Genomic DNA, 13,395 nt, shown 5'->3' with positions numbered 1-13,395 from the left:
AGCCACCATGCCGGTACCTATTCTCAAGCAGGGCACGTACCTGATCGCGTCCGTGCAGTCGGCGTTGACCGATGCCGACACCGAGCGGTTACAGGACGACCTGATGAAGCAGGTCAGTCGCTACCGCGCGACCGGCATCATCGTCGATGTCACCGCCATCGACGTGATGGACTCCTTCGCCGCACGATCCCTGCGCACCATCGCGCACATGACCCAGTTGCGCGGCGCGGAAACCGTGATCGTCGGGCTGCAACCCGAAGTCGCCTTCGCCATGGTTCAACTGGGACTGACCTTCGAAGACATGCACACCGCGCTGGATCTCGAGGAAGGCCTGTCCTGGCTGAATCGGCATCCGCGACGACGAGACGGTCGCGACAGTGGCCGCTGAGCAGGTGGCGATCGCCGTCAAGGTGTCCGAGGACATCGTCACCGCCCGGCAGGCCGGTAGCGAGTTGGCCGGTGACCTCGGTTTCACCCTCACCGACCGCACCATGATCTCCACCGCCATCTCCGAGATCGCCCGCAACATCACCAGTTACGCGGGCAGCGGCGAGATCAGGTTGCTCATCGACTTGCGCGAGGGTCGCCGCGCGCTCGTCATCCAAGCCGAGGACCAGGGCCCCGGCATTCGTGACATTCCCCGGGCGCTGGAAGACGGCTACTCCACGGGCCGCGGACTCGGCCTCGGGCTGCCCGGCGCGCGCAGGCTGATGGACCGCCTCACCATCGATTCCGCCCCGGGTCGCGGGACGTTGATCGAGATGTGGAAGTGGGTACCCGACGTTGCATGAGGACGGGATCATCGGGCGCATGGAGTGGTCGACGGCCGGTCGGGCACTGCCCGGCCAGGACGTCTCCGGTGACCGCGCGCTCGTGCTCGACACCGGCGCCGGCGTGCTGTTCGGGGTGCTCGACGGGCTCGGGCACGGTGCGCCCGCGGCCGAGGCGGCCGATCGCGCGATGACCATCCTCACCGAGAACTGCGGGGAACCGCTGGACGTGCTGATGGTGCTCTGTCATCGGTCGATGGTCGAAACGCGCGGTGCCGCAGTATCTTTGGCGTTGATCGAGCCGGGCGAGACGCTGCAGTGGCTGGGCGTGGGCAATGTCGATTCGCGCCTGCTCACCCTCGGTCCGGCCGGTCCGGAACTGCGGGCGACGATGCTGCTCACCGGCGGCATCGTCGGCTATCGGCTGCCCTCGCACCTGCAGCCGCAGACCCTGCCGATCCGCCCCGGCGATCTGTTGCTGATGGCCACCGACGGGATCGTGGCGGTCGGCCCGGAATCGCTCGATCTGGCCAAACCCGCCACCGCCATCGCGGGCGACCTGCTCGCGCGCGATGCGAAGGACACCGACGACGCGCTGGTACTCGCGGCGCGTTTCCGTGGACCCTGCCCATGAGGCCGCGACACCGCGCCGGTGCGCGCGAGCAGATCCCGCGGACCCGGCTGATGAGAGGTTGCCGATGAGCGCTGTCCTGGTCGCATTTCTGGACGACTATTCGGCGGCAATGCGCCGCCACGTCGCCGCGCCAGGCCAGGCCGGGCTCTCCGAGGGCTACGACCTCGGTCGGCGAGCCCTCGTGGAGGACATCAGCCTGCTCGACCTGACCGAGCATCACTTCCGCTCCGTCGCCGAGGACGCCGACACGCAGGCCGATCCGCGCCGCGCCGAGGTGGCACTGGAATTCCTGCTCCAAACCATGGCGGCCCTCGACATCGCCACCCGCGGTTACCTCGACGGCACCCGCCGCTACGAGCAACAGCGTTCCCGCGCAGAGGATCTCGAAGGCCGCGATGCTTTTCGCACCGCGCTGGTGGAATCGCTGCAGGACGGGTTCTTCGTCGCCGACGAGCACGGCACCATCGTCGAGGTGAACTCCGCGTTCGGGGTGCTCACCGGGTACGGCGCCAACGAGGTGCCGTTCCCGCTCCCGCATCCGTGGGCACTGGCCGATCGTGTCGGATACCCCCAGATCGGTACGGAGGCAGCACGATTCGTGATGCCGGTGCGGCACCGCGACGGCCGGGAACGGTGGCTGGCGGTGAGCGCGAGCTCACTGGTGCGCCAAGAGAACGACGAACGGATCTTCGTCGGCACCGTGCGCGATGTGACCGCCGAACACGACGCACAGGCCCGCGACCAGGCCGCCTCGCGCCTGGCGACCGCCGTCGGCGCGGCCACCAGCATGGTGGAGGTCCTCGCGGTCGGACTCGACGAACTGCGCCGGACCATGGGCGCCGAGACCGCCCTGGTCGCGATCTGGCCGAGCCGGACCGGACGACCCGACGTCTACTCCTGCGGGGTGACGCCGACGAGTAAGGCGGCAGAGCCCGTCACCGACGGCACCGCACCACAATTCACCGCCGCGCCGATGCGGCAGAGCGGCCCGCGCGCGGACGGCCCGGTCGTGCTCGACGACGACACGCAGGCGCTGCTCGACCGCTCGCGCAGACAGACCGCCCGCGGGCTCTCGGCCATCACCGGTGACGAAGGTGGAGTCGATGCGGTAGTGGCACCGCTCGGCGAGACCGGCGACGCGGCACTGTGGGTGCGCTTCGGCGCACCGCGCGCGGTCAGCGCCGCCGATTGGGCGCTGTATTCCCTGCTCGTCGGCCATCTCAGCGTGGCACTGCAGCGCGCCCGCAACTTCGATCAGGCGCGCGCCACCTCGCTCACGCTGCAGCGGGCGATGCTCGGACCGATCGAACTGCCACCCAGGTTCTCGGTGCACTACGAGCCCGCCTTGCCGCCGCTGGAGATCGGTGGCGACTGGTACGACGTGGTGCCGTTGCGCGACGGCACGATCGGCGTGGTTGTCGGCGACTGTGTCGGCCGTGGTCTGTCCGCCGCCGTGGTGATGGGCCAATTGCGTACCGCGGCAAGGGCTTTGCTGCTGCGTGGAGCCGGACCTGCGCAGTTGCTCGCCGAACTCGACGCCGTGGCCTCGCGGATTCCGGGCGCCATGTGTACCACCGTGTGCGCGGCCGTGCTCGATCCCGAGCGCGGAATGATGCGGTACTCGAACGCGGGCCACATGCCGCCGGTCCTCGCACCGCCCGGCGGTCCCGGCCGGATCCTCGAGGGTGGGCGCGCGGTTCCCCTTGCCACCTTCGATACCCCGCGCAGGCCGGAGGCCACCACAGCGCTCCCGCCGGGCGCCACCCTGGTGTTGTTCACCGATGGGCTCGTCGAGCAGCGCGGGTACGACATCGCCGAGGGCTTCGTCAAGATCGCCGATGTGCTGAGCGAAACCGGTGCCGCGCTCCCCCGCGATGTCGCCGACGCGGTGCTGTCACGGCTGTGCCCGCCCGCCGGTTACGACGACGACGTCGCCATGGTCGTCTACCGTCAGCCCCCTGAGCCGTTGCGTCTCGACTTCCCCGCTGCCGCAGCGGAATTGGCAGGTGTGCGCCGCGGCCTCTACCGCTGGTTCGCCACCGCCGCGGTCCCGCACGACCTGGCCGCCGACCTCGTCGCGGCCGCCAACGAGGCCTGCAGCAACAGCGTCGAACACGCCTATCGCGACTCCGAACCGGGTCGCGTGCACCTCACGGCCCGCTGCGACGGCGACCGGGTGGTCCTCGACATCATCGACAACGGCGACTGGATCCCCACGCCGACCGATCCCGGCTATCGCGGTCGCGGTGTCGAGATGATGCGGGTGCTCACCGAGGACCTCACCTTCGACCACGACGAGAACGGCACCCGGGTTCGCATGTGGGTGACCCTGCCCTCGATCACATTCCCCACCGCGAACCCGCTGCGCGCGTCCTCGCGGCCGCCGACGGTCAGCTCGCGGCAGAACTCATTCTGACCGGGTGGTCTCGTAGGCCTCGACGTCGAAGGTCTTCAGCATCCGACGGAACCGGAAGCTGAAGTCCGGCCACAGGGTGGCGTTGTGGCCGTTCTCGTCGACGAACCAGCTGGTGCAGTCGCCCGCGGTCCAGACGGTGCGGTCGAACTTCTTCTGCAGATCGCGGTTGTAGGTGGTCTGCGCGTGCTCGCGGACCTCGACCGTGCGCAGGCCACGGGCGTCCATGGTGGTGATCGCATCGATGAGGTAGTTGATCTGGGCTTCGATGGTGAAGATCGCCGAGGTGTAGCTCAGGACGGAGTTCGGGCCGATCATCAGGAACAGATTCGGGAAGTCGGCGACGGTCGTACCCTTGTATCCGCGTAGACCCCCGGCACCGAACACCTCCGCCAGCGTGCGCCCGTCGCGCCCGCTGATCAGATCGAAGGTGGGCGAATCATCGATCCGGAAGCCGGTCGCCAACACGATGGCGTCCACCTCGCGCTCGGTGCCGTCCTCGGCGACGATCGACCGTTCGCGGATCTCGGCGATGCCGTCGACAACGACCTCGACATTGTCGCGGGCCAACGCCGGGTAATAGACGTTCGAGATCAGCATGCGTTTGCACCCGAGGCGATGGTCGGGCGTCACCTTGCGGCGCAGCTCGCGATCACGGATCACCCACCACAGCTTCACTCGCGCACAGAACGAGAAGAAGTCGGCCAGCGGTGGGTACTTGGCCTGCCACAGCACCATGGACTCGCGCGCCCAGTACACGCCCGCGCGGGCCAACCACTGCGCACCGGGAACATGGCGGTAGTAGCGGCGCTCCAGCCGGGAGTACCTGCGGCCCATGCGCGGAAGTACCCACGGCGCACTGCGCTGGTAGAGGTCGAGTCGGCCGACCTCGCCCGCGATGGACGGCACGATCTGGATCGCGGAAGCGCCGGTGCCGATGACGGCGACCCGCTTGCCCGCGCGGTCGAATTCGTGATCCCAGCGGGCAGAATGGAAGACCGGGCCATGAAAGGTGTTGATGCCCTTGATGTCCGGCAGGCGTGGAGCGCTCAGCGGACCGCCTGCCGACACCAGGATGTCGGCGGTGTAGGCGCCTCGGCCGGTCTGGATCTCCCAGCGCGCGATGTCGTCGTTCCAGCGCGCGCCGGTCACCTCGCAGTCGAAGACGATCGCCTCGCGCACGCCGTGGCGGTCGACCACGTCGTGCACGTACTGCTGAATCTGTGGCTGTGTCGAGAAGGAATGCGTCCAGTGCGGATTGCGGGCGAACGAATACGAATACAGCTGCGAGGGCACATCGCAGCCCGCTCCCGGGTAGGTGTTGTCGCGCCAGGTACCACCGAGATCGCCTGCCCGCTCGAAGACGACGAAGTCGTCGATGCCCTGCCCGCGCAACCGAATCGCCACACCCAGCCCGGCGAAACCCGCGCCGATGATCGCGACGCGGGTGTGGGGCGCCGCGGTCACGGCGTATTCGGGGTGGTCTCGTAGGCCTCGATATCGAATTTCCGGACCAGCCGCCGGTATCTGAAGCTGAAGTCCGGCCACAGCGCCGAGTTGTTGCCGTGCTTGTCGAGGAACCAACTGGTGCACCCGCCGTCGGCCCACACGGCGCGGGCCAGCTTCGGCTGCAGCTTCTGGTTGTACGCGACCTGGGCGTCCACCTTCACCTCGAACGAGCGCAGGTTCTGCTGCTCCATCGTCTCGATCGCGTCGACGAGGTAGTTGATCTGGGATTCGATGATGTAGATCAGCGACGTGTAGTTCAACCCGGAGTTGGCGCCGAGCATGAAGAACATGTTCGGGAAATTGGCGACGGTGGTGCCCTTGTACATCTGGAAACCCTCGACGTCGGCGGCCTCCGACAACGTCCGGCCGTCGCGCCCGGTGTACAGGTTGAAGGTCGGTGAATCGGCGACATGGAACCCGGTGGCCAGCACGATGGCATCCACCTCCCGTTCCGTGCCGTCCTCGGACACGATCGAACCGGGGCGCACCTCGGCGATGCCGTCGGTGACGACGTCGACATTGTCGCGATCGAGCGCACCGTAGAACTTGTTCGACACGAGCATGCGCTTGCAGCCGATACGGTGCTCGGGCACCATCTTTCGCCGTAGCTCCGGGTCCCGGATCTCGAGGCGCATCTTGGCCCGGCCGACGGCTTCCAGCACGATGCCGGTCCGTGGGTACTTCACCTGGGTGACCACGAACATTTCACGCTGCAGATAGAGCAGCGCGCGCATCAGTCGCTGCAGACCGGGGATTCGCTTGAAGGCGAAACGTTCCAGCCCCAGGTACGGTCGCGAGACCTGTGGCATCACCCAGGTGGCGGTGCGCTGGTAGACGTCGAGGTGCTCCACGTCGGGCGCGATCGACGGCACGATCTGCACCGCCGAGGATCCGGTGCCGATGACGGCGACCTTCTTGCCGGTCAGCGTGGCATCGTGGTTCCAGCGCGCGGAGTGGAAGAGCTCGCCTTCGAAACTCGAGATGCCTTTGATATCAGGGAGATTCGGCTCGGCGAGCACGCCTGCCGCCGAGACGACGAAATCGGCGGTGAAGGCGCCCTTGCTGGTCTCGATCTCCCACCGGCCGTCGGCGGCGTTCCAGCGGGTCGCGGTCATCGCACAATCGAAGAGGTGCTTGTCGCGGACGCCGTACCGTTCGGACACGGTCCGCATGTACTGCTCGATCTCCGCTTGCGGCGAGAACGAGCGGGACCAGTCGGGATTGAGCGCGAACGAATACGAGTACAGGTGCGAGGGCACATCGCAGCCCGCACCGGGATAGGTGTTGTCGCGCCAGGTGCCCCCGACATCGGGGCCACGTTCGATGACCACGAAGTCGGACATGCCGCGCTGGCTCAGCCGGATGGCGGCACCGAGGCCGGACAGGCCGCTGCCCACGATCATGACCCGTACGTGGCGGGTGTCGTTACTGCTCATGCGGTGACCTCAGCGGGATTCGTAGATGCGTTTGTGGCCGGAGACGGCGGCCAACCGGAAGGGGCGGCGAGTTTCCTCGGCCATGGCGTGGTAGGCGCCGTCGCTGGGCGAGGCGGCTTCGTGCAGTTCCCGGTAGCGCTCGTAGCCGAGCGGTTCCCGGGTGCTGATGGCGGCCAGGTTCGCTGCTGAGCGCAGGTGCTCGCGGTAGCCGGGCTGCACGGTGCCACTGAAGAATTCGGCGACACTGCCCGACCCGTAGCTGATCATGGCGACGGCCTTGTCGGTGAGGTCGGCCGCATGGTCGAGCAGCGAGGCGAGGCCCAGGTAGAGCGAGGCGGTGTAGCTGTTGCCGACCGTGCGGTTGTAGGTGGTCGTCGCGCCGATCGCGGCTTCGATCGCGGCGGCGTCGGCGGTGTGGCCCTGGCTTTCGAGCAGGTGGCGGTGCGCCTTGTAGGCCATCTTGGTGAAGGGCTGGTGGTAGCAGAACGCGGCGAACTCACCGAGTTCGCGCCCACCCTGGCGGCGGTAGTCGCTCCACGCTTCCTGAGCGGCCTTCTGGTAGGCGTTGACCGAGGTCTTGCCGTCGACGATGGCTTCGGTGCGGTAGTTCGGGCGCCAGAAGTCCATGATGTCGGCGCTGTAGAGGCCCGATATCGGGTCCAACGCCAGGATCGCCGGATCCGCGGTGACGAGCATCGCGACGGCGGCGGCGCCCTGGGTCGGCTCACCCGGGGTGTCGAGTTCGTACTTCGCGATGTCGGCGGCGATCACCAGCACGCGCTGCGACGGGTCGCGCGCGATCAGGCCCGCCGCGAACTGCAGTCCGGCGGTGCCGCCGTAGCAAGCCTGCTTGAGCTCGACGACGCGGGCGGCGTTGGGCAGTCCGATCAGCGAATGCAGGTACAGCGCGGCGGCTTTGGACTGGTCGACACCGGTCTCGGTGGCCAGCAGCACGGTGCGGATGTTGTCGGTGCCGTGCCGCTGCAGGATCGGCTGGGCGGCGGCCGCGGCGATGGTGACGATGTCCTCATCGGCGGCGGCGACGCTCATCTTCTCCTGGCCGATGCCGAGGTAGAACTTGTCGCGATCCACGCCGAGTCGCTCGGCGAGCACGGCGTGATCGAGGGCGTAGTGGGTGGTGGCGAACGAAAGGTCGTGGATACCGACCGGCGTAGTTGTCATCGTGTGCTTCCGTTGCTCGTGGTGGATCGCTCGAATCGGTTATGGGCACGCATCAATTCACCGCGGTTGGTCTGGGCCGCCATCAGCGACAGCTCCCCGCACAGCACGGTGGCCGCCCCGATCACCGCGAGGCGCCGGGCGTTCTCGCCGGGCTGCCGGTCTTCGCGGCAGCCGAGGCGTTCCAGGTTCTCGTCGACGAAGCTCGCGTGCTTACCGTTGCCGACCGTGCCGACGATCAGGTTGGGCAAGGTGCACGAGAAGTAGAGGTCGCCGTCGCGATCCTCGGCGTGGGTGATGCCCTGGGATCCTTCGACGATATTGGCGGCGTCCTGGCCGGTGGCCAGGTAGTACGCCAGCAACATGTTGGCGTAATGCGCGTTGGCGGAACGGATTCCGCCTGCGAGCAGGGTGCCGATCAGGTTCTTGCGGATATTGAGCTGCACAACCTGCGCCGCGGTGGTGTGCAACCGCTGGGCGACCACCTCGCGTGGGATGAGCAGCTCGGTGATCACGTTCTTGCCGCGACCCAGAATGCCGTTGACGGCGGTGGCCTTCTTGTCGGTGCAGTAGTTGCCCGAGATCGAGCCGTAGCGGACCCCGGGCATGGTCGACAGGATGTGATCCATCAGATGGTCACTGGCGAGGGTGGCCATGTTGTGGCCGGACGCGTCGCCGGTGCTGAATTCGAAGCGCAGGAACAGCAGGTTCCCGGCGATCTGGTGGTGCAGGCCGATGAGCCGGGCGAAACGACTGCTGCCCGCGACCACCTCCTGGAGCTCGGCCATGCGACCTTCCAACTGCTGGACCGTGGTGTACGCGGTGTAGGCGTCGTCGGCTTCCAGCAGGATCGAGCGGGTCATCCGCTCGTCGATCAGGGTCGCGACGATGCCCTTCTCGGCCAGGGTGCTGATCCGCGCGCCGCGGCCGACCGAGGGCCATAACGGGGTTTCGTAGGTGGCGAGGGGGACCTCGACGGCATCGTCGACGACGTTTCCGGTGATGCGCACAGGTCCCACCCACTGCAGCGGCACCGCCGCGTACGACACGTCATTCATGGGTGACTCCTTCTCGATGTCTCCGATTCGCGCCACCAGGGGCTCCGGTGGGCAAGTGCTGCGGTGTCGATGCCGCGCAGCCGGCAAAAAGTCGCGACATCCCCGGTGATGAGCAGGTCGGCCCCGGCCAGGTCCGCCGGCGTGCGGGCGCCCAGCACGGTGAGGATGGTGCGCAGTTGGTCGAGCCAGGTCCCGATCTTCGTGACCAGGGCGGCGGTGTCCTGGCTGACGAGGGTTTCCAGGAACGCCCCCGCGACACCGGTGGCGTTGGCGCCCAACGCGAGTGCGCGCGCGATATCCAGTGGCGAGCGGATGCCACCGGAGGCGGCGATGTCGATACCGGGGATGTCGGCGCAGTCGAGCAGGCAGTTCGGGGTGGACTGGCCCCAGCTCTCGATGAAGGCGAAGTCGCCGCCTGCGCGCCGATCGTTCTCGATGCGAGCGAAATTGGTGCCGCCGCGACCGCCCACGTCGGCCACGGCCACGCCCGCGTCCCGCAACCAGGTGACGGTCTGCCTGCTCAGGCCGAACCCGACTTCTTTGACGAACACGGGCACGGCGGTAGCGGCGACGATCTCCTCGATCCGGCGCGGCCACGCCCCGAACGAGCGGTCGCCCTCGGGCATGACCACTTCCTGCACGGCGTTGAGGTGGATCTGCAACGCGTCGGCTTCGAGGAGGTCCACAGCACTGCGCACCTGGTCGACGGTCGCGTTCGCGTTGACATTGGCCATCACGAATCCGTGCGGATTCTCCTGCCGCAGAACACGATAGGTGCCCGCCACCGACGGATCACGGAAGTAGGCGCTCATCGAACCGGAGGCGATGGGGATGCCGGTCTCGCGGGCGGCGATGGCGAGTTGGCGGTTGATCTCGCCGGTCTTGGTGCTGCCACCGGTCATCGCGTTGACGTAGAGCGGTGTGTCCCACTGTTTTCCGGCGACATCGACGGCCAGGCAGACATCCGCGGCGTCGATGCCGGCGAGGGCGTGGTGGACGAAGGTGACCGAGTCGAAGTCGCTGACCCCGGTGGTCTGGCGTTGGTGGTTCACCGCGTGGCGAACGTGGTCGTCCTTGCGATCGGCGATCATCGTCGGTCCCCTTCGGCTGGGTGGGTCCGCAGGGGAAGCGGGCGGATTCCGGCGCTGATCCAGCGGCCGGTGAGTTCGGCGATCGCGGCGGGGCGGGTGCGTTCGATGAGGGCGATACCGCAGTCACCACCGCCCGCGCCGGAGGGTTTCGCAGCGGCCCCCACCGCAGCGCCCGCCACACACAGCGCGTGCAGACGAGGCGTCATGATGCCGAGTCCGGAGGTCACGTCGAGGTCGGCGAGTAGCATTCGCGCACTGTCGATTTCGACTCGCATGGCGTGGGAGTCGTCGATCTCGATGGCGGCGACGAGTCGTTCGACGCAGTTGTCGCTGTGTGTCAGGAAGGTGGTGCGATCACCGTCGAGGCCTGCGACCAGCGCCGGTGTGGAGGCGGGGTTTCCGGTCCAGCCGACCTGCACAGTGAGCTCGGAAGGTGTGGGCAACGGACGCACCGACAGGCCTGGCCACGGTGCGCGCAGGGTGGCCTCGACGCCGTCGCGAGCGAGCGAGGCCGCCACCTGCGCGCGGTCCGGGGACCGGTAGGCGAGCCAGCCACCCCAGGTGCTCACGGCGACATCGCCGCCCGACGCGCGGGGGTTGACCGCGATCGTGGCGAGCATGGCCAGCCGGTAACGGTCCATGCGATCGAGCCCGAGGGCGAAGTGCTGTCCGAGGGCGGCGACGGTCGCCACTGTGACGGCCGCGCTGGAACCCAGGCCGAACTTGCGACCGTCGGCGTCGCCGAGATCGGCGGTGACGCTCAGGCGGAAGGAGGATACGGGGATCGCACGTTCCACGAGCAGCCGGTGAACTACCGAAACCGCCGCGAAAACGTACGAAAACGCCGCTGGCACAACACCATCGGAAGCAGGGACCAATTCGTCACCGTGACGCACGCAGGACAACGTGACGCCACCGTCCAGATCCGAGGACAGGGTGATACCTTCGCCGGAATCCGACGCCGTGACCGTGGCGGTCGCGTAGCGGTCGACCGCCGTGAGCACCGCGAGGTGTCCCGGTTCGACCACGGCGTATTCACCGGCAATGAAGAGCTTGCCCGGCGCGCGACAACTGATCATCGATCCTCACCCGCCGCGAGAGTCGCACCGAGGGTAGTCGGCGTCACGCCCGAGATCACCGACGAGACGCCCGATGTCGTCAGAGATGCGCCGGGGCCGATGTGCGCGGTCCGTGTGGTGACGAAATCTCCGAGGCCATCCAGGGTGGCGTTGACGTGCGGTGCGTCGGTGCGCGAGCACAGGACTTTGACGTTCGGCCCGGCGTCGATCGTGGCGTACGCCATGACCCCCTCGGCGCGCAGGGCGAGTACCGCGTCGAGGATGGCGAGGGAATGCGGTGACAGGTAGCGGATTCCGGGGCGGGCGGTGAGCATGGTGGCGTGCATGCCGAGGGCGTTGCGCTCGGCGATCTCCCCGATCGCGGGAAGGTTCTGCCGGGCAACGGCGTCGCGCATCTCGGCCAGATCACGCACCGACGATTCCGCCCACGGACGATAGAACGGTGACGTGGCGACGGTCTGGCGCATGGCGACGCGGCTCGACACCGCCTTCGCACCCTGGTTCACCACGGCGACCACCAAGGCGGGGTCCAGTTCGTCGCCGCCGATCGGCTCCGCGTACGAACTCTCGTCTCCCGCAACACCGTCGCCCTCCCCCGCATGCCACACCACGAAACCGCCGAAGATGGAGCGCGAGGCCGAACCGGAGCCACGCCGGGCCAGGCGCGACAGGGCACGAGGGTCCAGATCGAGCTCGTAGGCGGCCGCGGCGGCGGTGGCCAGGGCCGCGAACCCGCTCGCCGAGGAGGCCAGACCAGCGCCGGTCGGCCCGGCATTGGACGTCACCACCATCGCCCGCTCGCCACGACCGGCCTTGGCGCGCACCAGATCCAAAAACGTTGCGATCCGGGCCAGCGCGGCACCGTTCGCCGCGACGCCGTTGAACTCGACGATGTCGGCCGGTCCCTCGATCACTCGCACCGTCGTGGTCGTCGCAAAGATGTCGAGGGTCATCGAGAGGCTGCCCGTGACGGGCAGGAACAGTTCTTCGTCTCGCTTGCCCCAGTACTTCACCAGCGCGATGTTCGGATACGCGACCGAGACGGCCTCACCGGAACGACCGACCGCGACCGACCCGCTCGACGCGGTAGGCTCCCCGCTTGTCGGAGCGGCACCGACCGTGCCCGCGGGTGATGAGGAAGTGAAAGTCATTGATCGGCACCGTGTTCCGAGGTCGAGGCGGATAGGGACTGCGCGCCGGAACCCAGGCTGCGGGTGGGGACCGTCCAGGTCTGTACCGCACCGGCGCGACGCAAGGCGGCGCTGACCGTGCGCGCGTCCCCGGTCTCGGTGAGCGCGAGGACGCAGCCGCCGAGGCCCGCGCCGGTGAGTTTCGCGCCGTACGCGCCCGCGTCGAGCGCCGCGGCGACGAGTGCGTCGATGTGGGGTGTGCTGACCCCGAGTTCGGACAGCAGATCCTGGAAGTCGAGCAACGACCGACCGAGAGATTCGGCATGACCGGCCGAAAGATCCACCACCGCAGCGCTGATCAGCTCACCCGCCCTGACCAGTACCCGCCGCGCGGCCCGCGGATCTCGGTCGAGGGTGCGGCGCACCCCGGCGACCGCGTGCTGCGTCGAGCCTGGCACCCCGGTATCGGCGATCACCAGGGCGGCATCGAGACCGATATCGAGTGCGGTGGCCGTTCCTTCGTGGAATCGGATCGGGCCGTCGGCAAGCACCGCGCTCGCATCGATGCCGCTGGCCCTGCCGTGCGCGACCTGTTCACCGCACTGCACGAGTTCGTAGAGCGTGGCGGCGTCGACGGTCCGGCCGTGCAGATCAGCGACCGCGCGCACCGCCGCGCCTGCGCAGGCCGCACTCGATCCGAGCCCACGAGCGAGCGGAATATCGCATTCCACCACCACGTCGGCGACGTGCCCGATCAGCCCCCAGCGCCGCAACGCCTCCTCGACCGCGACACGCGGCCCGGACAACGCGTTCGCCACGGCGTTCGGATCGCCCGCCACGAACCCGAAATGACCTTCGGGAACCTCGAAGACCGTACCCGGCGTGCCGGGCCGCGCGACCGCCCGCACCGACAGGGTCGGCAGCGGAAACGCGATGGCGGGCGTCCCGTGCACCACGGTGTGCTCACCCAGCAGGATCGCCTTGGCGTGGGCTCTGCCCACACCACGGACCGGGCCGGTCGCGGTGGAGTGGTGTTCAGTGCGTTCTCGAACGGGACTGTTCACGACGATTCCTCTCCAGACTCGACCCGACCGTG

The 13,395-nt window shown here is 68.1% G+C and carries 12 protein-coding genes; 4 read left to right on the top strand and 8 right to left on the bottom strand.

Translation table 11 applies throughout. The features are described 5' to 3' along the window. Positions 1-7 precede the first annotated feature (7 nt). From ACLJPD_RS13795 to ACLJPD_RS13780, 4 genes are all read left to right on the top strand, one after another. Entirely contained in the window at positions 8-388 is a 381-nt protein-coding gene (locus ACLJPD_RS13795; protein ID WP_056809990.1) for an STAS domain-containing protein, read from the top strand. Further along, positions 378-791 carry an ATP-binding protein gene (locus tag ACLJPD_RS13790; RefSeq protein WP_056809992.1) on the top strand — a complete coding sequence of 138 codons (414 nt, stop codon included), beginning with the start codon at positions 378-380 and terminating at the stop codon, positions 789-791. Before ACLJPD_RS13795 ends, ACLJPD_RS13790 begins: the two co-directional genes overlap by 11 nt. Positions 792-810: 19 nt before the next feature. Further along, entirely contained in the window at positions 811-1,404 is a 594-nt protein-coding gene (locus tag ACLJPD_RS13785) for a SpoIIE family protein phosphatase (protein ID WP_410872474.1), read from the top strand. 64 nt (positions 1,405-1,468) lie between these two features. Beyond that, complete coding sequence (locus tag ACLJPD_RS13780) at positions 1,469-3,820, top strand: SpoIIE family protein phosphatase (RefSeq protein WP_410872473.1); 2,352 nt, start codon at positions 1,469-1,471, stop codon at positions 3,818-3,820. Here ACLJPD_RS13780 and ACLJPD_RS13775 read toward each other — a convergent pair. From ACLJPD_RS13775 to mvk, 8 genes are read right to left on the bottom strand one after another with little or no spacing between them, the layout of a single operon-like run. Continuing rightward, a complete protein-coding gene (locus ACLJPD_RS13775) occupies positions 3,812-5,284 on the bottom strand; it encodes a flavin-containing monooxygenase (protein WP_410872472.1) in 1,473 nt (490 codons plus the stop codon). The genes ACLJPD_RS13780 and ACLJPD_RS13775 overlap by 9 nt on opposite strands. Continuing rightward, positions 5,281-6,762: a flavin-containing monooxygenase gene (locus ACLJPD_RS13770; protein WP_410872471.1), complete on the bottom strand. Its 1,482-nt coding sequence runs from the start codon at positions 6,760-6,762 to the stop codon at positions 5,281-5,283. Before ACLJPD_RS13770 ends, ACLJPD_RS13775 begins: the two co-directional genes overlap by 4 nt. Positions 6,763-6,771: 9 nt before the next feature. Further along, a complete protein-coding gene (locus tag ACLJPD_RS13765) occupies positions 6,772-7,944 on the bottom strand; it encodes a hydroxymethylglutaryl-CoA synthase (protein WP_410872470.1) in 1,173 nt (390 codons plus the stop codon). Next, positions 7,941-8,999 carry a hydroxymethylglutaryl-CoA reductase gene (locus ACLJPD_RS13760; RefSeq protein ID WP_410872469.1) on the bottom strand — a complete coding sequence of 353 codons (1,059 nt, stop codon included), beginning with the start codon at positions 8,997-8,999 and terminating at the stop codon, positions 7,941-7,943. Before ACLJPD_RS13760 ends, ACLJPD_RS13765 begins: the two co-directional genes overlap by 4 nt. Further along, positions 8,996-10,090 (bottom strand): type 2 isopentenyl-diphosphate Delta-isomerase, encoded by a 1,095-nt coding sequence (gene fni / locus ACLJPD_RS13755; RefSeq protein ID WP_410872468.1) that lies wholly within the window; start codon positions 10,088-10,090, stop codon positions 8,996-8,998. The genes ACLJPD_RS13760 and fni overlap by 4 nt, the downstream gene beginning before the upstream one ends. Next, positions 10,087-11,169 (bottom strand): phosphomevalonate kinase, encoded by a 1,083-nt coding sequence (locus ACLJPD_RS13750; RefSeq protein ID WP_410872467.1) that lies wholly within the window; start codon positions 11,167-11,169, stop codon positions 10,087-10,089. The genes fni and ACLJPD_RS13750 overlap by 4 nt, the downstream gene beginning before the upstream one ends. Then, complete coding sequence (gene mvaD, locus ACLJPD_RS13745) at positions 11,166-12,320, bottom strand: diphosphomevalonate decarboxylase (protein WP_410872466.1); 1,155 nt, start codon at positions 12,318-12,320, stop codon at positions 11,166-11,168. The genes ACLJPD_RS13750 and mvaD overlap by 4 nt, the downstream gene beginning before the upstream one ends. Further along, positions 12,317-13,363: a mevalonate kinase gene (gene mvk, locus ACLJPD_RS13740; protein ID WP_410872465.1), complete on the bottom strand. Its 1,047-nt coding sequence runs from the start codon at positions 13,361-13,363 to the stop codon at positions 12,317-12,319. The genes mvaD and mvk overlap by 4 nt, the downstream gene beginning before the upstream one ends. Positions 13,364-13,395: the final 32 nt, after the last annotated feature.

Source organism: Nocardia sp. A7 (assembly GCF_046549215.1).
Taxonomy (GTDB): Bacteria; Actinomycetota; Actinomycetes; order Mycobacteriales; family Mycobacteriaceae; genus Nocardia.
Note: the sequence above shows the minus strand (reverse complement) of the source record. Positions and strands in the feature narration are given on the sequence as shown.

Bases quoted from the DNA above. Each gene is read 5' to 3' on its own strand.
- ACLJPD_RS13795 (WP_056809990.1), top strand. From the start codon at position 8: ATGCCGGTACCTATTCTCAAGCAGGGCACGTACCTGATCGCGTCCGTG.
- ACLJPD_RS13785 (WP_410872474.1), top strand. From the start codon at position 811: ATGGAGTGGTCGACGGCCGGTCGGGCACTGCCCGGCCAGGACGTCTCC.
- ACLJPD_RS13780 (WP_410872473.1), top strand. From the start codon at position 1,469: ATGAGCGCTGTCCTGGTCGCATTTCTGGACGACTATTCGGCGGCAATG.
- ACLJPD_RS13770 (WP_410872471.1), bottom strand. From the start codon at position 6,762: ATGAGCAGTAACGACACCCGCCACGTACGGGTCATGATCGTGGGCAGC.
- ACLJPD_RS13765 (WP_410872470.1), bottom strand. From the start codon at position 7,944: ATGACAACTACGCCGGTCGGTATCCACGACCTTTCGTTCGCCACCACC.
- ACLJPD_RS13760 (WP_410872469.1), bottom strand. From the start codon at position 8,999: ATGAATGACGTGTCGTACGCGGCGGTGCCGCTGCAGTGGGTGGGACCT.
- fni (WP_410872468.1), bottom strand. From the start codon at position 10,090: ATGATCGCCGATCGCAAGGACGACCACGTTCGCCACGCGGTGAACCAC.
- ACLJPD_RS13750 (WP_410872467.1), bottom strand. From the start codon at position 11,169: ATGATCAGTTGTCGCGCGCCGGGCAAGCTCTTCATTGCCGGTGAATAC.
- mvaD (WP_410872466.1), bottom strand. From the start codon at position 12,320: ATGACTTTCACTTCCTCATCACCCGCGGGCACGGTCGGTGCCGCTCCG.